Origin of the sequence: Pedobacter steynii, assembly GCF_001721645.1 — a bacterium.
In the GTDB taxonomy this organism is placed as follows: domain Bacteria; phylum Bacteroidota; class Bacteroidia; order Sphingobacteriales; family Sphingobacteriaceae; genus Pedobacter; species Pedobacter steynii_A.
Genome location: NZ_CP017141.1, coordinates 1,930,473 through 1,954,634, shown reverse-complemented (window position 1 = coordinate 1,954,634; position 24,162 = coordinate 1,930,473). Strand labels below are relative to the sequence as shown.

The window sequence follows — 24,162 nt, the reverse complement described above, 5'->3', positions numbered from 1 at the left end:
TTATTTAAGGATTTCCCTTACTTATGATTTATTTTGCAAGTTTTTCAACATGTCTACCGTCATTTTTGACAAGTCAAACTCCGGTTTCCATCCCCAGTCCTGCTGCGCAAAGCTATCGTCGATAGAACGTGGCCAGCTATTGGCAATTTCCTGACGTGGGTCATTATCCTTGTAAGTTAAGTTAAAATCCGGAATATGTTTTTTGATTTCTGTAGCTAAAACCTCCGGCGTAAAGCTTACCCCTCCAAAGTTATAGCTGGAACGGATGGAGATTTTACTTGATTCCGCGTCCATTAATTGGATGGTACCACGGATAGCATCGTCCATATACATCATTGGCAATTCCGTTTCTGCATTTAAGAAAGAAGCATAACTTCCTTTTGTTAAAGCATCATGGAAAATATGGATCGCATAATCCGTCGTTCCTCCTCCAGGAGCTGCTTTCCAGCTGATCAATCCCGGATAACGGATACTGCGTACATCCAATCCAAATTTCTGGTTATAATATTCGCACCAGCGTTCACCTGCAAGCTTACTAATTCCATATACTGTATTGGGGTCCATCACGCAATATTGAGGCGTATTCACTTTAGGTGAATTTGGTCCGAATACAGCGATAGAGCTTGGCCAATATACTTTAGCCGTTTTATAAGTGATAGCAAGATCTAAAATATTAAGTAAACCATTCATATTCAGATCCCATGCCAGTTTAGGATTTTGTTCACCTGTAGCCGATAACAATGCAGCAAGTAAATAGACCTGTGTAGGTTTATATTTCTGAAAAATGTTGTTTAGAATGTCTTTCTCAAGCACATTCACAAACTCAAATGGTCCCGAGTTCTTGATGTCATAATCAGGTCTGCGAATGTCACAGGCAACTACATTATTTTCACCGTAAGTGTTACGTAAGGCGGTTACCAGTTCAGTGCCGATCTGACCGTTAGAGCCCAATACTAATATTTTCTCAATCATGAATTATTTGGATTTTGACAAAGTTAAAAAAACGTAACAAACCTATATAAAATGTTTATGATTTATCGGCATTTATCCGTTTTTTCTAAGCATCAGGACACGAATACCGGCAATAAACCACCCGAAAATTTCTCTTTCTCATTTCAAAAGAGTCAAGATAAAAATTGATTAAGTAACAAAAACATTATATATTTATAATTAACGTGTATTTATGACACTAACTATTAATTTTTGCTTATTATTACAAAACAAAACACACTTTAACCACATATAAACACCTAAACCGCCTAATATGGACAGAAGAGAAGCAGTGAAGAGTGTCGCCTTTTTAATGGGGGCTGCATTATCTGCAACTACGATCGGAGTATTTTTAGAGAGTTGCAATTCACCATCCACAACAACTGCCGGTAATTTATTTTCTGCTGATCAGGAAAAATTAATTACTGAAGTAGCTGACATCATTATCCCTACCACAAGTACACCTGGGGCTAAAGAAGCTGGAGTAGGACCATTTATCGCCATGATGGTCAAAGATTGCTACCCTTCAGATGCTCAAAAAGCATTCACCAAGGGTCTGGAAGATCTGGAGAAGCAATCAAAAGACACCTTTAAAAAATCATTCCTCGAAATTTCTGTAGCACAGCGTCAGGAACTTTTAAACAAAGTTCGTGAAGCCACCATTGCAGCAAGTAAAGTGGAAAAAGATGCTTTAGAAAAACAAAAAGAAAACGTTATTCAGAAAAAGTCTGAAAAAGAAGCTCCCGGAAATGCAATGACCCCTAAGGAGAAGGAGAAAACAGCTCCTCAGTTCTTTGCAATCATCAGGGATTTAACCTTATTGGGTTACTTCACCTCAGAGATCGGTGCTACCAAGGCCTTGGCCTATGTAGAAATCCCTGGCCGTTACGACGGTTGTGTGGACTTAAAACCGGGTCAAAAAGTTTGGGCATAAATCTTTTATCAATTAGACAATGAGTAATTTAAATACAAAGGCAACGGCGCAGAATACTTATGATGCGATTGTTGTAGGATCAGGAATCAGTGGCGGCTGGGCTGCAAAAGAATTAACCGAAAAAGGTTTGAAAGTTTTACTTCTGGAAAGAGGAAGAAACGTTGAACATATTAAAGACTATACCACGGCGATGAAAAAGCCATGGGAATTCGAACACCGCGGAAGATTAACAGAAGCACAAAAAGAGTCACACCCTGTGCAAAAAAGAGATTACCCTTATCAGGAATTCAATGAAAGCTTCTGGGTAAATGACCACGACTGTCCTTATACTGAAGTAAAGCGTTTTGACTGGTACCGTGGTTTCCATGTAGGTGGAAAATCATTGATGTGGGGCCGTCAGAGTTACCGCTTGAGTGACCTGAATTTCGAAGACAATGCAAAAGACGGGCACGGTGTAGACTGGCCGATCCGGTATAAAGACATTGCCCCATGGTATGATTATGTAGAGAAATTTGCAGGAATCAGCGGACAGGCAGAAAACTATCCTCACTTCCCTGACGGACAATTCCTTCCTCCAATGGAAATGAACTGTGTGGAAAAAGATGTGAAGAAAAGGATTGAAGACAAATGGAAAAAATCCAGGATCATGACCATTGGCCGTACTGCCAATTTAACTGTTGAACATGGCGGAAGAGGTAAATGCCAGTACCGTAACCTGTGCAGCAGAGGTTGTCCTTTCGGTGCCTATTTCAGCACACAATCTTCTACCCTTCCTGCAGCAGTAGCGACCGGAAACCTGACGCTTCGTCCTTTCTCTCTGGTGAATACCATCATCTATGATAAAGAAACACAAAAAGCAAAAGGAGTAGTTGTCATCGATTCTGAAACAAAAGAAACAATTGAGTATTATGCAAAGATTGTATTCGTTAACGGATCAACTTTAGGTTCTACCTTCCTGTTGTTAAACTCTACTTCAGACATTTTCCCTAACGGATTAGGTAATGGTAGCGGTGAATTGGGACATAACCTGATGGACCACCATTTCCGTTGCGGAGCTTCCGGAAGAGCAGAAGGTTTCGACGATAAATATACCTTCGGAAGAAGGGCAAACGGAATTTACATTCCTAGATACAGAAATATCGGCAATGACAAACGCGATTATGTAAGAGGCTTTGGATACCAGGGTGGTGCAAGTCGCGGAAACTGGCATGGAGAAGTTGCTGAACTTGCTTTTGGTGGCGACTTCAAAGACCAGATGACTGTTCCGGGTGCATGGAACATGGGCTTAGGTGGTTTTGGAGAATCTCTTCCATACCATGAAAACCGTGTTTACATCGATAAAAACAAAAAAGACAAATGGGGACAACCTGTTTTGGCAATTGATTGTGAATTCAAAGACAACGAGCAAAAAATGCGCGTAGACATGATGAACGATGCTGCTGAAATGCTGGAAGCCGCAGGAATCAAAGATGTACATACTTATGATAATGGCTCTACTCCGGGAATGGCCATCCATGAAATGGGTACTGCCCGCATGGGACACGATCCTAAAACTTCGGTGTTAAATAAATGGAACCAGATGCATGAAGTGAAAAATGTATTTGTAACCGACGGTTCATGTATGCCTTCTGCCGCTTGTCAGAATCCATCATTAACCTATATGGCACTGACCGCAAGGGCATGTGATTTTGCAGTTAATGAACTTAAAAAAGGAAACCTTTAAAATTAAACCTGCATGCTTGTAAAAACGGCATGCAGGTTTTATATTTAAGCCGTGCTAAGTCGGTTTAGATAGTATAAAAACAACACAAAATAAATTATTCTGATGAACAACAGAAAGATGAGAATGGGCATGATCGGTGGAGGTAAAGACGCATTTATCGGCGCCGTTCACCGCATTGCAGCAAATATGGATGGTCAGGTAGAGTTTTGCTGCGGAGCTTTAAGCGTAAATCCTGAAGTAGGCAGACAATCCGGAAAAGAACTTTTCCTGGATGACGATAGAATTTATGAGAACTACCAGGAGATGATTGAAAAAGAAAGTCAGCTTCCTGCAGATAAACGCATTGATTTCGTTACCATCGTGACCCCAAATTTTGCACACTTTGCTCCTGCAATGATGGCACTTGACCATGGCTTTAATGTCGTGATTGAGAAACCCATTGCCTTATCCCTGGAAGAAGCAAAACAACTACAGGAAAAAGTTAAGGAAACCGGCCTTATTCTTTGTCTTACCCACACCTATTCAGGCTACCCGATGGTAAAACAAGCCAGAGAAATGGTGAAAGAAGGAAAAATCGGTGCCATTAGAAAAATAATGGTAGAATATCCTCAGGGATGGTTGAGTACCCTCACAGAAAGAGAAGGAAACGCTGGTGCCGCATGGCGTACAGATCCAAAGAAAAGCGGAAAAAGTGGCTGTATGGGAGATATCGGCACGCATGCCGCTCAATTGGCAGAATACATTTCCGGATTAAAAATCAGTAAACTCTGTGCAGACTTAAACATCGTTGTTCCTGGTCGCGGATTAGACGATGACGGGAACGTATTGTTGAAATTTGACAATGGAGCGAACGGCGTTCTGATTGCATCTCAGATTGCCGCAGGTGAAGAAAATGCACTGAAAATAAAAATTTACGGAGAAAAAGGTGGCCTGGAATGGCATCAGATGGAACCAAATACGTTAATCGTAAAATGGTTGGATCAGCCGGCACAGATTTATCGCGCCGGACAGCCTTATCTTTCTGATATCGCTAAACACAATACCCGCGTTCCGGGAGGTCATCCGGAAGGTTATCTGGAAGCTTTTGCAAATATTTACAGAAACTTTGCGTTAACACTATCAGCGATCAGTAAAGGTGAAGAACCAACAGCAGCGATGCTCGACTTCCCTAAAGTAGAAGATGGCGTAAGAGGAATGGCATTTATTGAAAATGTGGTAGCTTCCTCCGCATCTGATCAAAAGTGGTTTGATTTTAACATATAAATATCATGACAACAATTAAAGGACCCGGAGTTTTTCTTGCCCAGTTTATTGGAGATGAAGCCCCTTTCAATTCACTGGATGCCATTTGTGAATGGGCTGCAGGATTAGGTTTTAAAGGCATCCAGATGCCTACGCTTGATTCCCGCTTTATCGACCTTCAAAAAGCTGCAGAGAGCAAAACCTATGCAGATGAATTAAAAGGTAAAGTGCAGGCACATGGATTAGAAATCACAGAGTTGTCCACTCACCTTCAGGGACAACTGGTTGCAGTGAATCCGGCTTACGACCTTGCTTTTGATGCATTCGCACCGGATCAATATAAGAATAACCCTGCTGAACGGACCAAATGGGCAGTTCAGCAATTAAAATATGCCGCTAAAGCTTCGCAAAACCTGGGATTGAATGCCCATGCTACCTTTAGTGGTTCCCTGCTTTGGCATATGTTCCATCCATGGCCACAAAGACCAGAAGGATTGGTCGATGCTGCTTTTACTGAGCTTGCCAAAAGATGGACGCCAATTCTGAATGAGTTCGACAATTGTGGCGTTGATGTATGTTATGAGATTCACCCTGGTGAAGATCTTTTTGATGGCATCACCTATGAGATGTTTCTCGAAAAAGTAAATAACCATCCCCGTGCCTGCCTGTTATACGATCCCTCTCACTTTGTATTGCAGCAGCTGGATTATATCCAGTACATCGATTTCTATCACGAGCGCATTAAAGCTTTCCACGTGAAAGATTCTGAGTTTAACCCTACCGGCAAACAAGGAACCTTTGGCGGATACCAAAGCTGGGCAAACCGCGCAGGAAGATACCGTTCACCAGGCGATGGACAGGTAGATTTCAAAACCATTTTCAGTAAATTAGCACAATACGATTATCAGGGATGGGCGGTAATGGAATGGGAATGCCCGATCAAAGATGCACAGGTTGGTGCAAAAGAAGGCGCTGAACTCATCAGTAAGCACATCATTAAAGTAACCGAAAGGGCATTTGATGATTTTGCGGCTTCTGGTGGAGATGACGATTTCAACAATAAAATTTTAGGTCTATAAATTAATACAACACAAAATGAAACACACACTATTTGTTCTAGCCTGCTTTATTCTTGCCTTAGCTTCTTGCGGAAGTCCGGAATCAAATGCAACAAACACCGCCACAACAACAGAAAGTACACCTGCAACCAGTACAGCATCTACCGAAAAACACCCGGGAGAAAGACTGATCGCTACTGCAGATTGTATCGGCTGCCATAATAAAGTAACCAAAGTAATTGGCCCAACCTACGAAGAGATTGCCGCTAAATACAGCCTGAACGATGAAACAATTGAATTATTGGCAGGTAAAATCATTTCCGGTGGTAAGGGAGTTTGGGGAGAAGTTCCAATGACACCGCATGCCAGTCTGTCGAAAGATGATGCTAAAGAAATGGTGAGATACATTCTATCCCTGAAAAAATAACCTGAACCACAGAACCAACCCTATAAACCATGGAAGAAACCAACAAGAACCAGGACGCTACGTCAAGACGTAGTTTCCTCAAAACGGCTGCAGTTGCAGCTACTGCATTTATGATTGTTCCCCGTCATGTTTTAGGCGGAAGAGGATTTACCGCTCCAAGTGACCGCCTGATTATTGCAGGAATTGGCGCAGGAGGTAAAGGACAGTCAGATATTGCTAATTTTTATAAGAGTGGCAAGGCCGAAATCGGCTTCCTTTGTGATGTACACGACTCCAGGGCAGCTGCCAGTGTAAAGGCATTCCCGAAAGCAAAATATTACAGAGATTATCGTGAATTGTTCGACAAAGAATCCAAGAACTTCGATGCAGTGTCGGTTTCTACTCCGGATCATAGTCATGCCATACAGGCTTTAGCTGCCATGCAGTTAGGGAAACACGTATACGTTCAAAAACCTTTAACCCACGATATTTATGAAGCACGTGCCTTAACCGCAGCAGCTTCTAAATATAAAGTTGTTACCCAAATGGGAAACCAGGGTGCATCTAACGACGGGCCAAGACAGATGAAAGAATGGTATGATGCAGGTTTAATCGGGGATGTCCATACCGTATACGCATGGACAGACAGACCGGTATGGCCACAAGGTATTCCATGGTCTGCAAATAAAGCACAGGTGCCTAGTGATCTGGATTGGAATTTATGGTTGGGTACTGCCCCTTACAAAGATTATGTGGAGAAATTAGTTCCATTTAACTGGAGAGGCTGGTGGGATTATGGTACAGGCGCATTAGGCGATATGGGATGCCACTTGTTAGAGGCTCCGTTCAGCATGCTGAACCTGAAATATGCTACGGAAGTTCAGGCGAGCGTAGGCTCTGTGTATGTGGATGAATTCAAAAGGGGGTATTTCCCTGACAGTTGTCCGCCATCAAGCCACGTGACCTTAAAATTCCCGAAAACGAATAAAACTAAAGGCGATGTGGTAGTTCACTGGATGGACGGTGGTATTCAACCGGAAAGACCGGAAGAACTGGAAGCAAACGAAGTGTTTGGTGACGGTGGAAACGGAACCTTATTTATCGGTACAAAAGGAAAAATGATGGCCAGCACTTACAGTGCAGATCCTCGTTTATTACCATTGAGCAAAAATAAAGACATCAGGGTACCTGAAAGCCTTGCCCGCGTTAAAGGTGGAGCAGATGGTCACTACGCACAATGGGTAGAGGCTTGTATTGCCGGATATGGTAAAAAAGAACTCAGCTCTCCATTTGACATTGCAGGTCCTTTAACAGAAGCTTTACTAATGGCCAACCTGGCCATCAGAGCTACAGATATCCAGTTGAAAAACGATAAAGGCAAAGCCAGCTTCCCTGGAAGAAACATCAAGTTACTTTGGGATAATGACAAAATGAGAGTCACCAATTTTGACGCGGTAAACCAATACGTACAACGCGAATACCGTAAAGGATGGTAATCCTCATTTCAACTAAAAGATAAAATTATGAAACAATATATTTTCTCAGCCATGTTCTTAACTGCGATCATTGGATCTGCAACAGCACAATCTGGCAAAAAAGGATTTACAAAACTGTTCGACGGTAAATCTACCGCAGGATGGCATACGTACGGCCAGACTACAGCAGGCAGTAAATGGCAGGTAGAAGATGGTACGCTTCATTTTGTTCCTAAATCAGGAAGAGAAGGTGGAGGAGACCTGGTAACCGATAAGGAATACAGCAATTTCCACCTTAAAATAGATTGGAAAGTAGCCCCGAAAGCCAATAGCGGAATCATTTTCTACATTAATGAAGACAAGGCTAAATATTCCAATACCTATAGTACTGGTTTAGAAATGCAGGTACTGGACAATGATGGTCATCCTGACGGAAAGATCACCAAACACCGTTCGGGAGACCTGTATGACCTGATTAAAAGTAGTTCAGAGCCCGTAAAACCGGTTGGAGAATGGAATACGGCAGAAATTATCAGCAAAAACGGAAAGCTGGAATTGAAATTAAACGGCGTTAAAATCGTCAGCACCACACTGTGGGACGATCAGTTTAAAGCTTTAATTGCAGGAAGTAAATTTGCTAATTGGGAAGGTTTTGCAACTTTCAAATCCGGAAAGATTGCCCTTCAGGATCATGGTAACGAAGTTTGGTACCGCAACATCCTGATTAAAGAACTATAATTGATAAACAAAACGAGATATAACTAACCAAAAATGAACCTAAACAACCGCATCAAATTATCATCCATGATGTTCCTGGAGTTTTTTATCTGGGGCGCATGGTTTGTAACGCTGGGCACCTTCCTGGGGAATAATCTCAGCGCTACCGGAGGCCAGAGTGCATCAGTGTTCTCTACCCAATCCTGGGGAGCGATCATTGCCCCTTTTATTATCGGACTGATTGCTGACCGCTATTTTAATGCGGAGAAGATTCTTGGAATCCTGCACCTTATAGGAGCAGTGCTGATGTATCAGATGTATAATGCCACAGACATCAATGTCTTTTATCCTTACGTCCTGGCTTACATGATTCTGTTTATGCCTACTCTGGCACTGGTCAATTCGGTTTCTTTCAATCAAATGAAAGATCCTGAAAAAGAATTCTCGACCATCAGGGTATGGGGAACAATCGGATGGATTGCTGCAGGTTTGTTAATCAGTTTCTTTTTCCACTGGGATACCGCTGAAGCCGCAAAATCAGGAATGCTAAAAAACACTTTCCTAATGGCTGGAATCGCCTCACTGGTATTGGGTTTATTTAGTTTTGCTTTACCAAAAACACCGCCGAAAGTGGCATCAGGTGAAAAAGTAAACGTCTCAGAAATTCTGGGATTAAACGCTTTGAAACTATTAAAGGATAAGAATTTCGCGATTTTCTTTATTTCATCTATCCTGATTTGTATTCCCTTGGCATTCTACTATCAGAATGCACACCCCTTCCTTTCCAATGTAGGTTTGGAAGATCCAACCGGAAAAATGACCATCGGACAAATTTCCGAAGTCTTGTTCCTCCTGCTTTTACCGGTATTCTTTACCAAGTTCGGCTTTAAGAAAACCATTTTAGTAGGAATGCTGGCCTGGGGTATACGATACGCGCTATTTGCTTATGGAAATGCAAGCGATCTGAGCTTTATGCTGATCCTAGGTATTGCCCTTCACGGAATCTGCTATGATTTCTTCTTTGTATCCGGACAAATCTATACCAACTCGGCAGCAGGAGAAAAATATAAAAGCTCTGCACAGGGCCTGATCACCCTTGCTACCTATGGTGTAGGGATGCTGATCGGTTTTGAAGTTGCAGGCTGGATCACCGACACCTATAAACTTGCTGATGGCTCGTTTGACTGGAAAATGGTATGGATCATTCCTTCGGGAATTGCATTCGTGGTATTCTTATTGTTTGCACTTTTCTTTACCGATAAAAAGAAAGTGGAAGCCCAACTGAATCACTAATGAGCGAAGAACTAAGCAGAAGAACTGCACTGAAAAGTATTGTTGCCGGAACTGCCGCATTAGGCGTATCGGCAGCTTTACCTGCTTTTGCAATGGAATCTTATAAATCTACTGCATTGAAAGGAAACGTAAACCACTCCGTTTGCCGCTGGTGTTTCGGTGGAATGGATTTAGATGCTTTATGTATTGAAGCAAAAAAAATAGGATTGAAAGCAATCGACCTTGTAGGTCCCGCAGACTGGCATATATTGAAGAAACATGGTTTGTACTCTTCGATGTGTAACGGCGCGGAGATCAACCTTGTTGATGGCTGGAATGATCCTAAATTCCATGCTACCCTGATTAAAAACTATTCAGAAATGATTCCCAAAGTAGCCGAAGCAGGATATACCCAATTGATTTGTTTCAGTGGAAACCGTCGTGGAAAAGACGATGAAACCGGATGGAAAAATTGTGTAGAGGGACTAAAGCAGGTGATCGGAATTGCCGAAAAACACAATGTAGTATTGGTAATGGAGTTGTTAAACAGTAAAGTTGACCATAAAGATTATCAATGTGATACCACTGCATGGGGAGCTGAACTGGCCAAAAGGCTGGGTTCAGAAAACTTTAAACTGTTGTACGACATTTACCACATGCAGATTGATGAGGGAAATGTGATTGCCAACATCAATAAATACCACCAGTACATTTCTCATTACCATACTGCCGGCGTACCCGGAAGAAACGAAATAGACGATACTCAGGAGTTATTTTATCCGGCAATCATTAAAGCCATTCTTGCAACAGGCTTTAAGGGTTACCTGGCACAGGAATTTATTCCCAGATACCAGGATAAAATCAAATCATTGAGAGATGCCGTAAATATTTGTGACGTATAAACTAAAAGCTATGAATTCAAGAAGAACATTTATAAAAAATGTAGGAATTGCAGCGGCGGGAGCGATCGTACTCCCTTCATTTGCCTGCACTCCTGCAAAAGCAAAACCAGTTGGTCTTCAATTGTACACCCTGCGTGAAGTGATTGGAAAAGATGTTAAAGGAGTAATCGAGCAGGTAGCCAAAGCAGGCTATAAAGAAGTAGAAACCTATGGTTATTCTGCTCAGGGCGGTTACTGGGGGTTGGACGCGAAAGCATTCAAAAGTCTACTAGATGCAAACGGATTAAAAGCACCTAGCGGGCATTTTGGTTTGGATCCTTTCATTAAAGATGGCAATCAGGACGACTTAAAAATCAATATCGAAGGAGCAAAAGGCATCGGTATGGATTACCTGACCGTACCATGGCTGGGAGAAAATTTAAGATCCAGCCTTGATGATTATAAAAAAGTGGCAGCCCGCTTAAACGAAGCTGCTGAAATCTGTAAAAAATCAGGTTTAACGCTTGCTTACCACAACCATGATTTTGAATTCAAAAAATATGATGGTGGAACCGGATATGAGGTAATGCTTCAGGAAACGGATAAAGACAATGTTAAATTTGAAATGGATTTGTACTGGGTAGTAAGATCAGGAAACGATCCTGTTGCTTTATTCAACAAATACCCCGGACGTTTCCCGATGTGGCATGTGAAAGACATGGATAAAGCTAAACCTTCTATCAATACAGAAGTAGGTAGCGGAAGTATCGACTTCAAGTCTATTTTCAAGCACGCCAAGCAGGCCGGGCTGAAACATGCGATCGTAGAGCAGGAAAACTTCTCCATGGATCCATTCATCAGCATTAAGAAAAGCTTTGACCATGTAAATCACGATTTGATTTAAGAATAGAGATCTTAAAATATCAAGGGAAGTGGTTTACAAAACTACTTCCCTTTTTTATGTTCAGAAATTCGTCTTTGCGGCATCATTTCACATAAAAGGGTAAAGATCACCTGTTAAAAACAAATCAAAATGCAAGTTTTAAGTTCTTGGGGAACAAAAAGCGTAAAAAAATCACCATATTTGAAAAATCTGAGATCTACTCAGACCATTGAGAATAAAGAACTTATTATAAAAACTGAATACTATATAAATTAATAAAAACGATTAAAAAAACCATTTAAAAAAATGAAAATTGCAGTTGTAGGCGCCACCGGTCTGGTAGGTACCGTAATGTTAAAAGTGTTAGAAGAGCGTAACTTCCCGTTAACCGAGTTAATTCCGGTTGCATCCGAAAAAAGTGTTGGTAAGGAAATCACTTTCAAGGGTAAGAAGTACGCGATTGTAAACATGGATACTGCAATTTCAATGAGACCTGATATTGCATTATTCTCTGCTGGAGGAAGCACTTCATTAGAACATGCACCACGTTTCGCTGAGGCAGGTACTACCGTAATTGACAATTCATCTGCATGGCGCATGGACCCTTCCAAAAAGCTGGTTGTACCAGAAGTGAATGCCCATGAACTATCTATTGATGATAAGATCATTGCAAACCCGAATTGTTCAACCATTCAAATGGTAGTGGCTTTAAAACCATTACATGATAAATATAAGATCAAACGCGTTGTTGTTTCTACTTATCAGTCGGTAACCGGTACCGGTGTAAAGGCGGTAGAGCAAATGATGAATGAGCGTAAAGGCATTGATGGCCCGATGGCATATCCATATCAGATCGACTTAAACGTAATTCCTCAGATTGATGTTTTCGTAGAAAACGGATACACAAAAGAGGAGATGAAAATGATCAATGAAACCCGTAAGATTATGGGTGATGACAGCATCCGTTTAACCGCAACTACTGTTCGTATTCCGGTAATGGGTGGTCACTCTGAATCGGTAAACATTGAGTTTGAAAATGATTTCGATCTTGCTGACGTAAGAGAATTATTGGAAAAAACTCAGGGAATTATTGTAGTAGATGACATTGCCAACCTGAAATACCCGATGCCAAAAGATGCTCATGAAAAAGATGAAGTATTTGTTGGAAGGATCAGACGTGATGAATCTATGCCGAATTCACTGAACATGTGGATCGTTGCCGATAACCTGCGTAAAGGTGCAGCAACAAATGCCGTTCAGATTGCTGAATTTTTAGTACAAAAAGGATTGATTTAATCCTTCTTAAAAAATACCAGGTGATGTATGGAAAGCTAATCAAGGCAATCTGTACATCACTTTTTTCGTTATTACCCAAACTAAACCAAGCTGTTTTGATGAGTACCACTAAAAAAATATCCATTTTATTCCTGTTAATGATTCAGCAGTTTGCCTTTGCACAAAGCCCGGCGCAAAAACTGGAACAAGCCTACAATAGCTTAATTGCAGATCCACAGGCAAAATATGGGATTGTTGCTTTATGTGTACTCGATGCCACCACAGGAAAAACCATATTCGGTAAAAATGAAAATATCGGACTCGCTACGGCATCAACTTTAAAAACCATTACCTCCGCTACCGCATTCAGCATACTTGGCAAAGACTTTCAATACCAGACCACACTTGCATACAGCGGAAGTATTACCACAGAGGGAACTTTAAAAGGAGACCTGATTATTATCGGCGGCGGCGATCCAACCCTGGGCTCCTGGAGATACGAAAGCAGTAAAGAAGCCCATGTTCTGGATCAGTGGCTGAAAGCCATACAAGCTGCGGGGATAAAAAAAATTGAAGGCAGAATTATCGGAGACGATAGTTTATGGGGTAGTCAGAGCACTCCTGATGGCTGGATCTGGCAGGATATAGGAAATTACTATGGGGCCGGTCCTTCTGCCCTTAGCTGGCGGGAAAATCAGTTTGATATTCACCTTAAAGCCAGCAGATCAGCAGAAAACGAAGTGTCGGTCTTAAAGGTGGTACCGGAGATGCCCTACCTTAAGTTTGTAAACGAACTGAAAGCAGGCTCAGAAGGAACCGGAGATAACGTTTATGCCTATCTCCCACCCTATGGCAATACCGCCTACCTCCGTGGCACCTGGGCATTGGGAATTTCTAAATCAGGTGTTTCCGCAGCCTTACCCGATCCGGCGTTTGACGCTGCTTTTCGTTTACAGGATACCCTGCAAAGCATCGGGATCAATACTCAATCCGGTGTAACAACAGCCAGACTTCTGGCAATTGACCAACAAACCTTACCAACTGCCAGTCAGAAGTTACTCACGATCTCTTCTCCTTCTTTGAGCGAAATGGTGTATTGGTTTAACAAGAAAAGCGTCAACCTATATGGAGAACACCTCCTGAGGACCATTGCCTGGAAGTCCGGCAAACCGGCCACTACAAAAAACGGGGCACAGGCCGAAATCAATTTCTGGGCAGGCAAAGGTTTAGACAGGGCTGCAATGAACATTATGGATGGCAGTGGTCTTTCTCCCGCAACCCGGGTAACTGCCACAAGTATGGCCAGCATATTGTTTCAGTCGCAGAAAGAAGACTGGTTCCCTGACTTCTATAAATCCCTTCCCGACAATAATGGGATGAAGTTGAAAAGCGGCAGTATCAATGATGTTTCCGCATATGCCGGATACTACACTGATAAATCCGGCAATAAATACATCATTGTCATCAACATCAACAATTACTCCGGGTCAGGCATCAGCAGGAAGCTGTTCAAGGTGCTGGATGCGCTTAAATAAGATTATTTGCCTTTTTATTGATAAATTGCGCCCGTTTATAAAATTCGAAATATACTGTTAGCCAGTTCTATGAAAAGATTTTTTCTGTTTTTTTCCTGCTGCCTGATGAGCACAGTTGCTTTTAGTCAGACTATAGCTGCTGAATCCGGCAATACTTCCGAAGTAGCTGCATCAACAAATATTCCTTCTGAAATTGCCATTATCCCTGAACCTGTTTCTGTAGTTAAAAACGATGGTCATTTCGTTTTACCTGCCAATGTCACCATACAATCTCCAGGTAATCCGGAACTGAAACAGGTAACGGCTTTCCTTCAGGAACGGCTTTCCATACCAACAGGGAGTTATGTTTCGGTCATCAGCGCCGATCCTTCTGCGGGTAATGCAACCATCAGACTGGTCTTAAATGATAAGGCAAATGCAGCATTAGGAAACGAAGGTTATCAGCTATCCGTAAATTCCGGTCATATTGTGATTAAAGCCAATAAAGCAGCCGGTTTATTTTACGGGGCACAAAGCCTGATCCAGCTGTTTCCAAAAGAAATAGAAAGCAAGGAACTGGTAGAAGATATCAACTGGAAAAGTCCCTGCGTAGACATCACCGATTATCCACGTGTAGGCTGGAGAGGCTTAATGTTCGATGTTGCCCGTCATTTCTTTACAAAAGAAGAAGTAAAGCAGTACATCAATGCGATGGTTCGCTATAAATACAATGTTCTTCATTTACACCTTACTGATGATGAAGGCTGGAGAATAGAGATCAAAGGTTTTCCTAAACTTACCGAGGTGGGTGCCTGGAGTGTAAAAAAGACCGGGGAATTCGGCAATTTCAGTCCTCCGGGACCAGATGAGCCCCGCACCTATGGTGGATATTATACTCAGGAAGATATCCGGGAGCTGGTAAAATATGCACAGGAAAGATTTGTAAACATCCTTCCTGAAATTGATGTTCCGGGACATAGTCTTGCTGCCATCGCCTCTTATCCTGAGCTTTCCTGTACTCCCGGTGCAGAAAACTACCGGGTCCGTTCCGGGGAAAGGATTATGGACTGGTCCAGAGGTGCTCCTCCAACCGCATTGGTAGACAATACCCTTTGTCCGGCGAATGAAAAAGTATATAGCTTTTTGGACAGCGTAATTACACAGGTAGCAGCGTTGTTTCCTTTTGAATACCTGCATATGGGAGGTGATGAAGCCCCTTTTAATTTCTGGGAAAAGAGTGATGCCATTAAGGCCCTGATGCAAAAGGAAGGTTTAAAGAATATGCATCAGGTTCAGGGCTATTTTGAAAAACGCGTACAATCTATCGTGGAATCCAAAGGCAAAAAATTTATGGGCTGGGATGAAATCCTCGATGGAAATATGTCGCCCAGTGCTGCAGTAATGAGCTGGAGGGGCATGAAATATGGCACTGAAGCTGCCTTGAAAAAACACGAAGTGGTGATGAGCCCAACTACCTATGCCTATTTAGACTATATGCAGGCAGATGCCATTACCGAGCCCAGAGTATATGCTTCATTGAGGTTAAGCAAATCCTATGAGTTTGATCCCATTCCATCCGGTGTAGATCCTAAGTACATTAAAGGCGGACAGGCAAATTTATGGACAGAACAAGTTTATAACATCAGACAGGCCGAATACATGACCTGGCCGAGAGGTATGGCTATTGCAGAATCCGTATGGTCACCGAGGGAAAAGAAAAACTGGGTTAATTTCTTTGGAAGAGTAGAACAGCATTTCGAAAGACTGGACATTGCGGAAACCAAATATGCACCTAGCGTATACGATCCGATATTTAAAGTGAGCAGATCTGCAGACAGGCAGTTACTGATTGAATTGAGTACAGAGGTTGAAGGACTGGATATCTATTACAGTTTCGACAACTCTTTTCCGGATCGTTTTTACCCAAAATATACAGAGAAACTCAATCCGCCTAAAGATGCGGGAATGTTAAGGGTAATTACTTACAAAGGGAAAAAACCTGTAGGAAGGATGCTCAGTATGCCGATAGAAGAGTTAAACAAACGAGCTAGAAAATAGAACATTGAGGTATTTCGTACATATCGGCTATCATGGCCTTCATTTTAATGGTTGGCAAAAACAACCCGGGATATTAAATATTCAGGGGGTACTGGAACAGGCATTGACTCAGATTCTGAAGACGCCGGTTTTTATCAACGGCTGCGGAAGAACAGATGCCCATGTCCATGCCAGTCAGTTCTTTTTTCATATGGACATTGAACAGCCCTGGGATTTCGATCTTATTTTCAGGCTGAATAAGCTCTTACCAGCCAGTATTGCCATCTTTGACATCATTCCTATGTCCGGTATGCAACATGCCCGGTTTGACGCTGTACAGCGCTGCTATGACTACTTTATCCATACCTATAAAAGCCCTTTCCTGAGTGGCCTCAGTTCCTTCTATTTATTGAAAGACCTGCATGTTGATAAAATGAAACAGGCAGCAGCCTTATTGCCTCAATACAAAGACTACCGTCCCTTTTGTACCAGTCCGGATAAGTATGAGCATACCATTTGTAACGTCATGTCGGCCGGGCTAACTGTGGATGCCAGCGGAGATCGTCTGCGCTTCCAGATTTCTTCCAACCGGTTTCTCAGCAAAATGATCCGGATCATTATGGGACAATTGTTAAAAATTGGAAAGGGCGACTTAAGCGTAGATGAATTTGAGGATTACCTGATTACTAAAAGGACCCCAACACTGATCACTCCTGCCCATCCGCAGGGATTATACCTGTCAAAGGTAACCTATCCCTACCTGAACCTTCCCCCAAGAACGGAATTTTCGGCTATTCTACAGCATCAGGTAGATCAGTTCGGTTAGTCTTGATCTTAGTTTTTCCGGCCTGAAAAGCCCATTCGATAATATGGCGGAGGGATTTCGTAATTTCTGCTCTGCCCTCTTCCGTGTTGATGTCCAGGCCACAGATGGTACTATCATTTTTTTTAGCATGAAGCACCAGGTAATAAATCCCGCAAACCAGTAGAGCGGAAACTCCCCTTATGCTCACTGCCGAGTTTTTAAAATAAGGATCAGATAAGGCCAGAAGTGCATTTCCGTATTCTTCACGGACCATAGAAACGCTATCCAGCAGGCTCGTCCGTTCTGAAATCTCCCATAAAATGATTTTTTGCATTTCATCTTCATTCCAAAAGAATTCAAATTGTTTTTCCAGGATGGATACATAATTCTCAATCAGACTGCTCTTTTTGTTCTTAAGGTCTATTTCATCGATGATCTTATTGTTAAATGAAAGCCAATAGTCCTTTTCAATCACATAAGTTTCGATCAGCTGTTCTACATTATTAAAATACCGGTAGATGAGCTTCTTATTGACCTTCGCTTCTTTGGCAATGGCATTTACCCCCAGGCCGGTATAACCTTTTTGCCTGATGATCGATCCAACCGCATCAATGAGTTTACGTTCCGTCAGCAGACGGTTCTTCGTTATTTTTTGAACTACTTTTTCAGCCATATCAACAAGGGGGGATCCGATCGTTTCAAACGAAACCGATGTTTTTTGAGGAATTTAGGAAAATAAATTATTTTTCATACGAAAATAAACGAACCTCATCACATTTATTTAGAGACTTCAGCAGAAGAGTTTAACTGATAATTTCACGACAAACACAGTTAAAGAAACATTATACCGCAATACTTTAGAGTTACCGTACAAACTATTGATTATCTCATTTTTTCTGATTAACTTCAATAAGCATTTTTAAAAAGGAGGTTTATCATGACTGTTATTCAGAGAATTGAACACTGGGGTGATGTACATCATGCCAAATGGCTGGATGTAATCCGCATTGCCCTGGGCTTACTTATTTTCTTCAAAGGAATTGCAATTGTCAGCAATACAGCTGTTCTTCAGGACCTGTTGCTACAAAACAATGTATTTGGTTTTTCCGGAATGATGGCCAGTCTGGCAGTACATATTGTTGGCTTTGTACATCTTGTAGGTGGAATTCTGATCACCATAGGTCTGCTCACCAGATTTGCGGTAGTGATACAGATCCCTATCCTTTTATGCGCTGTATTTTTTGTTAACCTATCCCGGGGATTTTCAATGCTCAACTCGGAATTATGGTTATCTCTGATTGTATTGTTATTACTGGTATTGTTCTGGGTAATTGGATCAGGGCCATTTTCAGTAGACCATCAGATGAAGAAAAAGCCAAGACGATAGTCCAACAGCATTTTCCATTATTACGCCCCTGTGAGATTCTATAGGTGCCAAACGCGTATTTTTGCGCAAAACCAGTTATATGAATTTTCACACCAGAAAGTGGGTAAAACCAGAAGATTTAAACCCAAACGGGAGTTTATTTGGCGGGAGCCTGCTCAGATGGATAGACGAGGAAGCCGCCATTTACGCCATTGTCCAATTGGGCAATCCAAGGGTGGTTACCAAGTACATTTCCGAGATTAACTTTGTAAGTTCTGCAAAACAGGGTGATATTATTGAAATGGGGATTACGGCAACAGATTTCGGAAATACCTCATTGACCATGCGCTGTGAAGTGAGAAATAAGATCACCAGAAAAAGCATTCTGACCATTGATAAAATGGTATTTGTGAACGTGGATGAGGATGGTAATCCAGCCCCACATGGCAAAACACATATCAAATATATTGAGGAGCAGTTTGAGAACGAGGACAACTAAACGCGGGCAAGCAGCAAGGCCCTGAGGTCATCAGGACTGAGGTTAATTCCACTCACCTTCAAGCTTGCCTGAAGATAGAAAGGATCCCGTTCCTCTAGCTTTTTCTCAATAAAGCTGATCATTTCTTCCTGATTCATGTCTTTTAACAGTGGGCGTTTCTCTTTTCCGTTTTCCAGACGTCGGGCTAATGCCGCTGGCGACATTTCAATATACACCGAAACACCGTTGTTATTGATCCATTCCATATTGTCAAAGTAACATGGGGCGCCTCCACCTGTTGCCACCACACAATTGGACGGATAATCAAGCTCCTGCAGGGTTTTACGTTCAAACGCTCTGAAGGCTTCTTCTCCATTGGCTGCAAAATAGGCTCCTATGGACATCCCGATCTGCTTTTCGATCTGATGATCGAGATCAATAAAATCATATCCCAGTTTGGTAGCCAGCTTTCTTCCCAAAGTGCTTTTACCGCAGCCCATAAATCCAATCAGAAATATCTTCATTTTTTAAGCGAGTTTTACCCTTGGATCAACAAAGGCATATAATACATCGACCAATATGTTGATCAGCACAAATATAAATGCAATAAAAAGAATTGAACCCATTACGACCGGAAAATCTGACATTTCCAGCGCGGTTACCGTAGTTCTGCCTAGCCCGTTATAGCCAAATATGTATTCTACAAAGAAAGATCCTGCCAACAATGAGGCAAACCAACCTGAAATCGCAGTGATTACCGGGTTTAAAGCATTTTTAAGTGCATGTTTATAGATAATTGCATTCCGCCCAAGTCCTTTTGCCCTGGCCGTACGGATATAGTCCTGTGCCAGCACGTCCAGCATTGCACTCCTGGTTAACTGAACGATAATAGCCAATGGCCTTAAACCCAGTGTAAGCATGGGTAACCAAAGGTTTTTCCAGGTCATGATCTCCCCTTTAAAGGGATCATAGCTATATAAGCTGCCCGACATATTCAACCCTGTATAATCACTTAAAACAAAACCAAATAACCAGGCGATAATGATACCAACAAAAAAAGAAGGGGCAGAAATTCCGAGAATAGCAAAGGAGTTTGCGGCTTTATCAATCCAGGTATCCTTGTGGACCGCAGACAGCACACCCAGAAATACACCTATGATCGTGGCAAAGATCATTGCCGTTAAGGCCAGAATAAAGGTATTAGGAACCGTTTCTCTCAAAATTGAAGTCACCTCTCTCTTTGTCTGATAAGACCTGCGCAAATACGGCCATTTCAGGACAATCACCTCTTTCCCTATTCCGATCAATCTGACATAATGGTATTTTTTCCGGTTTCCCTCTTCATCAGGATGAATACTGAAGGGAGAAAGGTCATTCAGGTATAAGAAAAACTGAACAGGCCTGGATTTATCCAGACCAAATTCTTTACGTACTGCTTCCAGCGACTGCACATCAGAACGTTGTCCCATGGTCATCCTTGCCGGATCTCCCGGCAAAATGTTAAACAGGACGAACACCACACTTACCACCCCGGCCATTACGGCCAGTCCGTATAAAAACTTCTTGATGGCGTATTGGAACATAGGTTATTTAGTGAAATATTTTTCAGAGAGCTCCTCAAAAGAAGGCATCGTATTATAGTGCCATTTATTAACAATCACTCCATTCTTTAATAAAAGCACACCTGGATTGGCTCTTACCATACTCTTCAAAGGAACCGCATCAGCATAAAAGATCTCTGTAAACAGCTTCATTTTTTTACTGAATGCTTCAGCATCCTGCGCCGAATTAGAAGTCAGCAGTACCGTTCTGATGTTAAACTGTTCTGCCGCATTCAGAGATAGTGCATTTAAAGAAGCCATCTCCTCTTCATTCGTATCCTTCAGGTTATACGCCACAATAATCAGGTTATAATAAGGGTTTTCTATCAGTTCTTTCGTATAATCCGTACCGGAACCATCTGTGATATTCAGGTCTTTAATTTTAGGCTCATACCCCTTTTTAAGCAGTTTTTTTTCCGGGGTACCAACGATCTCCCAGTTCTCGTCTTTCCAGATTTCCGTTTTCAGGTAATCCTTATCGCTCATCACCTTTTTCTCCTTTGTTTTCTTGTTTGTCAGGTTGTACATGATCTGAAACTCATCCGGCTGTGCTCCCAGTGGGATCCGCATCAGCTCCGGAATATTTGCCCCTACTTTGTAAGGCAGAAAGTCCAGGACCGGCAAACGGCTATAGGTATAGATGCTGAATAACAGAGACAATACCAGTACTCCTGCAGAAAGTCCCTTTTGTAAGCCGGGTTGATCTGTAACCGGTTTAATTAGTTCCCTATGAATAAACAGGTAAACAATCAGTACCAGTAAAACCACATCTTTAGAGAAAGACTCCCATGGTGTTAAAGGAATGGCATCTCCGAAACATCCGCAAGAAGTCACTATTTTGAAGAATGCGGAAACAAAGGTCAGGAAGGTGAAAAATAAAATCGTTCCTAAAAGCCCCCAGGTCACTTTTTTACTCCAGAAACCAAAAAGCAACAAAGCACCCAATACCACTTCGAGCACACATAGTATGATCGCAATGCCAGTAGCCATTTCACTTAAAAAAAAGCTTCCATCTGCGGTTCCACCAACAAATTTTAAAAAGATATGGTGAAACTCATCGAAATATTCCTGTAACTTATATCCAAAGCCAAGCGGGTCATTCGCTTTAATCAGTCCTGAGAATATAAACAGGACTCCAACAAATATTCTGGCAAAATTAAGGGCGATTTTCTTCATTATTTCACATCCAGTTTAATCAATGCAAAGACAGCATAATTGAGCATATCCTGATAGTTGGCATCTATCCCCTCAGAAGCCAGTGTTTTTCCTAAATTATCTTCAATCTGTTTAACCCTCATGATTTTCATCAGGATCAGGTCGGTTAATGAGCTGGTACGCATTTCTCTCCATGCTTCTCCATAATCATGGTTTTTAGCGAACATCAGGTCTTTGGTAAGTTTCACTTTTTCATCAAAGAGCGCTTCCACCCTGTCCACTTTCATTTCATAGGGATCATCTGCACTCAGTTCCAGCTGCAGCATCCCAATGACACAGTAGTTGATGATGCCAATATATTCAGAGCTGATGTCCTCTCCTACTTTTGAAACTTTCTTTTCTTCCAGCGTACGGATGCGTTGCGCCTTAATGAAAATCTGATCCGTGATAGAGGATGGCCTGAGTATTCTCCAGGCTGTTCCATAGTCCTTTGTTTTCTTTAAAAAAAGCGATTTACAAATCGCTATTACCGAATCGAATTCTTGAGATGTGTTTGTTGCCAAAACAATTAAAATATTTAGTTTAAAGCTATTTAAATACCGTATTTTTGTATTATACGATGGCTAAAGATACATTTTTAAACCGAAAGACCACACTAAACCTAAAAGGTAAGCTGGCAGATTTGAGTCGGCCGGCCTTGATGGCAATCCTGAACCTTACTCCCGATTCTTTTTACAGCAACAGCAGAGCCGGAACTGCAGATGATGCTTTAAAAAGAACGGAAACTTTTCTAAATGAGGGAGCTAAGTTTATTGATATCGGTGCCTATTCTTCACGCCCGGGAGCAGCAGAAGTGAGTACTGATGAAGAACTGAACCGCATCATCCCTATTGTGGAGCTGCTCAGTAAGGAATTTCCCGAAGCCTGGCTTTCCATCGATACTTTCCGTGCAAAGGTTGCAAAAGAGAGTATTGCAGCCGGAGCTCACCTGATCAACGACATTGCCGGCGGCGGAATGGATGAGGCCATGTTCCAGACTATTGCAGATTTACAGGTTCCTTATATCCTGATGCACATGCGCGGTACCCCGCAGACCATGCAGCAACAGACAGGTTATACCGACATCGGCTTAGATCTGGTGGATTATTTCTCCGGTAAGATTAAGGCACTACATCAGCTGGGTGTAAAAGACATTATTCTGGACCCTGGATTTGGGTTTGCAAAAACAACCGACGAAAACTACCAGTTGTTAAATCAGCTGGGAGACCTTGATCTTTTCGAACTACCTGTGCTCGCCGGGTTCTCCAGGAAATCCATGATTTATAAATTTCTGGGAGGAGGGCCGCAGGAAGCGCTGAATGGCACCACTGTCCTCAATACCATTGCATTGATGAAAGGAGCCGGCATCTTAAGGGTTCATGACGTTAAGGCAGCAGCAGAGTGCATCGCTTTAGTGGAGAAAACCAGGTCACATTAATATCAAAAAATACCTAACTTGGCGATAATGAAAGGATTTGATTTCGATTTTCTAAAAGTATCATTGACTGATGTAGCAGATATTATTTTTGTTGCGCTGCTCATTTATTACATCTACAACCTCATCAAAAATACCCTGGCAGTGAATTTATTACTGGGTATGCTGATTATTCTGATTATCTGGTTTGCGGTAGAGCAGCTCAATATGCGCTTGTTGTCTACGATTATCAACAAATTCATGAGTGTTGGAATCATCGCCCTGATTGTGATTTTTCAGCCCGAAATCCGGCGTTTTCTACTGATGATCGGAAAAAACACATTTCTCCAGCAAAATAAGGCCTGGTGGGGTTACCTCTTCGGAAGTAAGAATATTGAAAGGGATAATCTGGTCCGCATCAAACCGATCATTGATGCTTGTAAAAGCATGAAGAAATCGCGCACAGGGGCACTGATTGTATTTGTCAAGTTTTATGATGATCAGTTGTTTGCCAATAGTTGTGAGATCATAGATTCTAAAATCTCTAAAAGATTACTGGAAAGTATCTTTCAAAAATACAGCCCTTTACATGATGGTGCCGTAGTCATTGCCGAAAATAAAATCAAAAGTGCCAGTTGTATCCTTCCCTTAACGGACAACGACAAGCTACCTCCTCAGTTTGGCCTGCGCCACAGGGCCGGTATTGGTGTTTCCGAAACTACCGATGCTGTGGCAGTGATCATATCTGAAGAAACCGGAGAAATTGCCTATGCCAAGCAGGGCCGTGTACGCATGAATGTTTCTTTTGGAGAACTGGAGAAGTTGCTGAATAAAGATTTCTAAAATTTCCTTTAAATTAAAATAAACAGTTCATTTACCATGGGTCCGGGATGAGCG

At 42.0% G+C, this 24,162-nt stretch carries 24 protein-coding genes; 18 read left to right on the top strand and 6 right to left on the bottom strand.

The features are described 5' to 3' along the window. Positions 1-21 precede the first annotated feature (21 nt). On the bottom strand, positions 22-972 hold the full coding sequence (locus tag BFS30_RS08065) for an NAD-dependent epimerase/dehydratase family protein (RefSeq protein WP_069378818.1): 951 nt from the start codon (positions 970-972) through the stop codon (positions 22-24). Positions 973-1,264: 292 nt separating this feature from the next. On the opposite strand from BFS30_RS08065, the gene BFS30_RS08060 reads away from it, so the two are divergent. The 14 genes from BFS30_RS08060 (at position 1,265) to BFS30_RS07995 (ending at position 17,233) form a co-directional block, all read left to right on the top strand. Continuing rightward, positions 1,265-1,924 carry a gluconate 2-dehydrogenase subunit 3 family protein gene (locus tag BFS30_RS08060; protein ID WP_069378817.1) on the top strand — a complete coding sequence of 220 codons (660 nt, stop codon included), beginning with the start codon at positions 1,265-1,267 and terminating at the stop codon, positions 1,922-1,924. A gap of 19 nt (positions 1,925-1,943) precedes the next feature. After that, positions 1,944-3,647 (top strand): GMC oxidoreductase, encoded by a 1,704-nt coding sequence (locus BFS30_RS08055; RefSeq protein ID WP_069378816.1) that lies wholly within the window; start codon positions 1,944-1,946, stop codon positions 3,645-3,647. 102 nt (positions 3,648-3,749) lie between these two features. Further along, a complete protein-coding gene (locus BFS30_RS08050) occupies positions 3,750-4,910 on the top strand; it encodes a Gfo/Idh/MocA family protein (RefSeq protein WP_069378815.1) in 1,161 nt (386 codons plus the stop codon). A gap of 5 nt (positions 4,911-4,915) precedes the next feature. Continuing rightward, positions 4,916-5,968 (top strand): sugar phosphate isomerase/epimerase family protein, encoded by a 1,053-nt coding sequence (locus BFS30_RS08045; RefSeq protein ID WP_069378814.1) that lies wholly within the window; start codon positions 4,916-4,918, stop codon positions 5,966-5,968. 16 nt (positions 5,969-5,984) lie between these two features. Next, positions 5,985-6,374: a c-type cytochrome gene (locus BFS30_RS08040; protein WP_069378813.1), complete on the top strand. Its 390-nt coding sequence runs from the start codon at positions 5,985-5,987 to the stop codon at positions 6,372-6,374. Positions 6,375-6,403: 29 nt separating this feature from the next. Continuing rightward, complete coding sequence (locus BFS30_RS08035; protein WP_069378812.1) at positions 6,404-7,849, top strand: Gfo/Idh/MocA family protein; 1,446 nt, start codon at positions 6,404-6,406, stop codon at positions 7,847-7,849. A gap of 27 nt (positions 7,850-7,876) precedes the next feature. Then, entirely contained in the window at positions 7,877-8,566 is a 690-nt protein-coding gene (locus BFS30_RS08030) for a 3-keto-disaccharide hydrolase (RefSeq protein ID WP_069378811.1), read from the top strand. Between the two features lie 33 nt (positions 8,567-8,599). Next, positions 8,600-9,838 carry a nucleoside permease gene (locus BFS30_RS08025; RefSeq protein WP_069378810.1) on the top strand — a complete coding sequence of 413 codons (1,239 nt, stop codon included), beginning with the start codon at positions 8,600-8,602 and terminating at the stop codon, positions 9,836-9,838. Continuing rightward, a complete protein-coding gene (locus tag BFS30_RS08020; RefSeq protein WP_069378809.1) occupies positions 9,838-10,719 on the top strand; it encodes a hydroxypyruvate isomerase family protein in 882 nt (293 codons plus the stop codon). The genes BFS30_RS08025 and BFS30_RS08020 overlap by 1 nt, the downstream gene beginning before the upstream one ends. 10 nt (positions 10,720-10,729) lie before the next feature. After that, positions 10,730-11,602, top strand: coding sequence for a sugar phosphate isomerase/epimerase family protein (locus BFS30_RS08015; RefSeq protein WP_069378808.1), 873 nt, complete (start codon positions 10,730-10,732; stop codon positions 11,600-11,602). Positions 11,603-11,887: 285 nt separating this feature from the next. Then, entirely contained in the window at positions 11,888-12,877 is a 990-nt protein-coding gene (locus BFS30_RS08010; protein WP_069378807.1) for an aspartate-semialdehyde dehydrogenase, read from the top strand. 98 nt (positions 12,878-12,975) lie between these two features. Beyond that, positions 12,976-14,391 carry a D-alanyl-D-alanine carboxypeptidase/D-alanyl-D-alanine-endopeptidase gene (dacB, locus tag BFS30_RS08005; protein ID WP_083251989.1) on the top strand — a complete coding sequence of 472 codons (1,416 nt, stop codon included), beginning with the start codon at positions 12,976-12,978 and terminating at the stop codon, positions 14,389-14,391. Between the two features lie 69 nt (positions 14,392-14,460). Continuing rightward, on the top strand, positions 14,461-16,428 hold the full coding sequence (locus BFS30_RS08000; RefSeq protein ID WP_069378806.1) for a beta-N-acetylhexosaminidase: 1,968 nt from the start codon (positions 14,461-14,463) through the stop codon (positions 16,426-16,428). Between the two features lie 4 nt (positions 16,429-16,432). Continuing rightward, positions 16,433-17,233, top strand: a complete 801-nt coding sequence (locus tag BFS30_RS07995; RefSeq protein WP_069378805.1) for a tRNA pseudouridine synthase A — start codon at positions 16,433-16,435, stop codon at positions 17,231-17,233. On the opposite strand, the gene BFS30_RS07990 is transcribed toward BFS30_RS07995, so the two are convergent. After that, on the bottom strand, positions 17,199-17,885 hold the full coding sequence (locus tag BFS30_RS07990) for a TetR/AcrR family transcriptional regulator (protein WP_069378804.1): 687 nt from the start codon (positions 17,883-17,885) through the stop codon (positions 17,199-17,201). The genes BFS30_RS07995 and BFS30_RS07990 overlap by 35 nt on opposite strands. Before the next feature lie 264 nt (positions 17,886-18,149). On the opposite strand from BFS30_RS07990, the gene BFS30_RS07985 reads away from it, so the two are divergent. Together BFS30_RS07985 and BFS30_RS07980 are read left to right on the top strand one after the other, a co-directional pair. Continuing rightward, positions 18,150-18,599, top strand: coding sequence for a DoxX family protein (locus BFS30_RS07985; protein ID WP_069378803.1), 450 nt, complete (start codon positions 18,150-18,152; stop codon positions 18,597-18,599). A gap of 79 nt (positions 18,600-18,678) precedes the next feature. After that, on the top strand, positions 18,679-19,077 hold the full coding sequence (locus BFS30_RS07980; protein ID WP_069378802.1) for an acyl-CoA thioesterase: 399 nt from the start codon (positions 18,679-18,681) through the stop codon (positions 19,075-19,077). On the opposite strand, the gene BFS30_RS07975 is transcribed toward BFS30_RS07980, so the two are convergent. From BFS30_RS07975 to BFS30_RS07960, 4 genes are read right to left on the bottom strand one after another with little or no spacing between them, the layout of a single operon-like run. Beyond that, positions 19,074-19,580, bottom strand: coding sequence for a shikimate kinase (locus tag BFS30_RS07975; protein WP_069378801.1), 507 nt, complete (start codon positions 19,578-19,580; stop codon positions 19,074-19,076). The genes BFS30_RS07980 and BFS30_RS07975 overlap by 4 nt on opposite strands. 3 nt (positions 19,581-19,583) lie before the next feature. Then, positions 19,584-20,639, bottom strand: a complete 1,056-nt coding sequence (locus BFS30_RS07970; RefSeq protein WP_069378800.1) for an ABC transporter permease — start codon at positions 20,637-20,639, stop codon at positions 19,584-19,586. Positions 20,640-20,642: 3 nt separating this feature from the next. Continuing rightward, the gene (locus BFS30_RS07965) at positions 20,643-21,833 is read right to left on the bottom strand and encodes a BT_3928 family protein (RefSeq protein WP_069378799.1); all 1,191 of its coding nucleotides are present in this window, start codon (positions 21,831-21,833) and stop codon (positions 20,643-20,645) included. Then, a complete protein-coding gene (locus BFS30_RS07960; RefSeq protein ID WP_069378798.1) occupies positions 21,833-22,375 on the bottom strand; it encodes a DUF1599 domain-containing protein in 543 nt (180 codons plus the stop codon). The genes BFS30_RS07965 and BFS30_RS07960 overlap by 1 nt, the downstream gene beginning before the upstream one ends. 56 nt (positions 22,376-22,431) lie before the next feature. Here BFS30_RS07960 and folP point away from each other — a divergent pair, with 56 nt between their 5' ends. Then, positions 22,432-23,289 carry a dihydropteroate synthase gene (folP, locus tag BFS30_RS07955; protein ID WP_069378797.1) on the top strand — a complete coding sequence of 286 codons (858 nt, stop codon included), beginning with the start codon at positions 22,432-22,434 and terminating at the stop codon, positions 23,287-23,289. A 27-nt stretch (positions 23,290-23,316) separates the two neighbouring features. After that, entirely contained in the window at positions 23,317-24,108 is a 792-nt protein-coding gene (cdaA, locus tag BFS30_RS07950; RefSeq protein WP_069378796.1) for a diadenylate cyclase CdaA, read from the top strand. Positions 24,109-24,162: the final 54 nt, after the last annotated feature.

Excerpts from the sequence above, each read along its gene's own strand:
- BFS30_RS08065 (WP_069378818.1), bottom strand. The coding sequence starts at position 972 with ATGATTGAGAAAATATTAGTATTGGGCTCTAACGGTCAGATCGGCACT.
- BFS30_RS08060 (WP_069378817.1), top strand. The coding sequence starts at position 1,265 with ATGGACAGAAGAGAAGCAGTGAAGAGTGTCGCCTTTTTAATGGGGGCT.
- BFS30_RS08055 (WP_069378816.1), top strand. The coding sequence starts at position 1,944 with ATGAGTAATTTAAATACAAAGGCAACGGCGCAGAATACTTATGATGCG.
- BFS30_RS08050 (WP_069378815.1), top strand. The coding sequence starts at position 3,750 with ATGAACAACAGAAAGATGAGAATGGGCATGATCGGTGGAGGTAAAGAC.
- BFS30_RS08045 (WP_069378814.1), top strand. The coding sequence starts at position 4,916 with ATGACAACAATTAAAGGACCCGGAGTTTTTCTTGCCCAGTTTATTGGA.
- BFS30_RS08040 (WP_069378813.1), top strand. The coding sequence starts at position 5,985 with ATGAAACACACACTATTTGTTCTAGCCTGCTTTATTCTTGCCTTAGCT.
- BFS30_RS08035 (WP_069378812.1), top strand. The coding sequence starts at position 6,404 with ATGGAAGAAACCAACAAGAACCAGGACGCTACGTCAAGACGTAGTTTC.
- BFS30_RS08030 (WP_069378811.1), top strand. The coding sequence starts at position 7,877 with ATGAAACAATATATTTTCTCAGCCATGTTCTTAACTGCGATCATTGGA.
- BFS30_RS08025 (WP_069378810.1), top strand. The coding sequence starts at position 8,600 with ATGAACCTAAACAACCGCATCAAATTATCATCCATGATGTTCCTGGAG.
- BFS30_RS08020 (WP_069378809.1), top strand. The coding sequence starts at position 9,838 with ATGAGCGAAGAACTAAGCAGAAGAACTGCACTGAAAAGTATTGTTGCC.
- BFS30_RS08015 (WP_069378808.1), top strand. The coding sequence starts at position 10,730 with ATGAATTCAAGAAGAACATTTATAAAAAATGTAGGAATTGCAGCGGCG.
- BFS30_RS08010 (WP_069378807.1), top strand. The coding sequence starts at position 11,888 with ATGAAAATTGCAGTTGTAGGCGCCACCGGTCTGGTAGGTACCGTAATG.
- dacB (WP_083251989.1), top strand. The coding sequence starts at position 12,976 with ATGAGTACCACTAAAAAAATATCCATTTTATTCCTGTTAATGATTCAG.
- BFS30_RS08000 (WP_069378806.1), top strand. The coding sequence starts at position 14,461 with ATGAAAAGATTTTTTCTGTTTTTTTCCTGCTGCCTGATGAGCACAGTT.
- BFS30_RS07990 (WP_069378804.1), bottom strand. The coding sequence starts at position 17,885 with ATGGCTGAAAAAGTAGTTCAAAAAATAACGAAGAACCGTCTGCTGACG.
- BFS30_RS07985 (WP_069378803.1), top strand. The coding sequence starts at position 18,150 with ATGACTGTTATTCAGAGAATTGAACACTGGGGTGATGTACATCATGCC.
- BFS30_RS07980 (WP_069378802.1), top strand. The coding sequence starts at position 18,679 with ATGAATTTTCACACCAGAAAGTGGGTAAAACCAGAAGATTTAAACCCA.
- BFS30_RS07975 (WP_069378801.1), bottom strand. The coding sequence starts at position 19,580 with ATGAAGATATTTCTGATTGGATTTATGGGCTGCGGTAAAAGCACTTTG.
- BFS30_RS07970 (WP_069378800.1), bottom strand. The coding sequence starts at position 20,639 with ATGTTCCAATACGCCATCAAGAAGTTTTTATACGGACTGGCCGTAATG.
- BFS30_RS07965 (WP_069378799.1), bottom strand. The coding sequence starts at position 21,833 with ATGAAGAAAATCGCCCTTAATTTTGCCAGAATATTTGTTGGAGTCCTG.
- folP (WP_069378797.1), top strand. The coding sequence starts at position 22,432 with ATGGCTAAAGATACATTTTTAAACCGAAAGACCACACTAAACCTAAAA.
- cdaA (WP_069378796.1), top strand. The coding sequence starts at position 23,317 with ATGAAAGGATTTGATTTCGATTTTCTAAAAGTATCATTGACTGATGTA.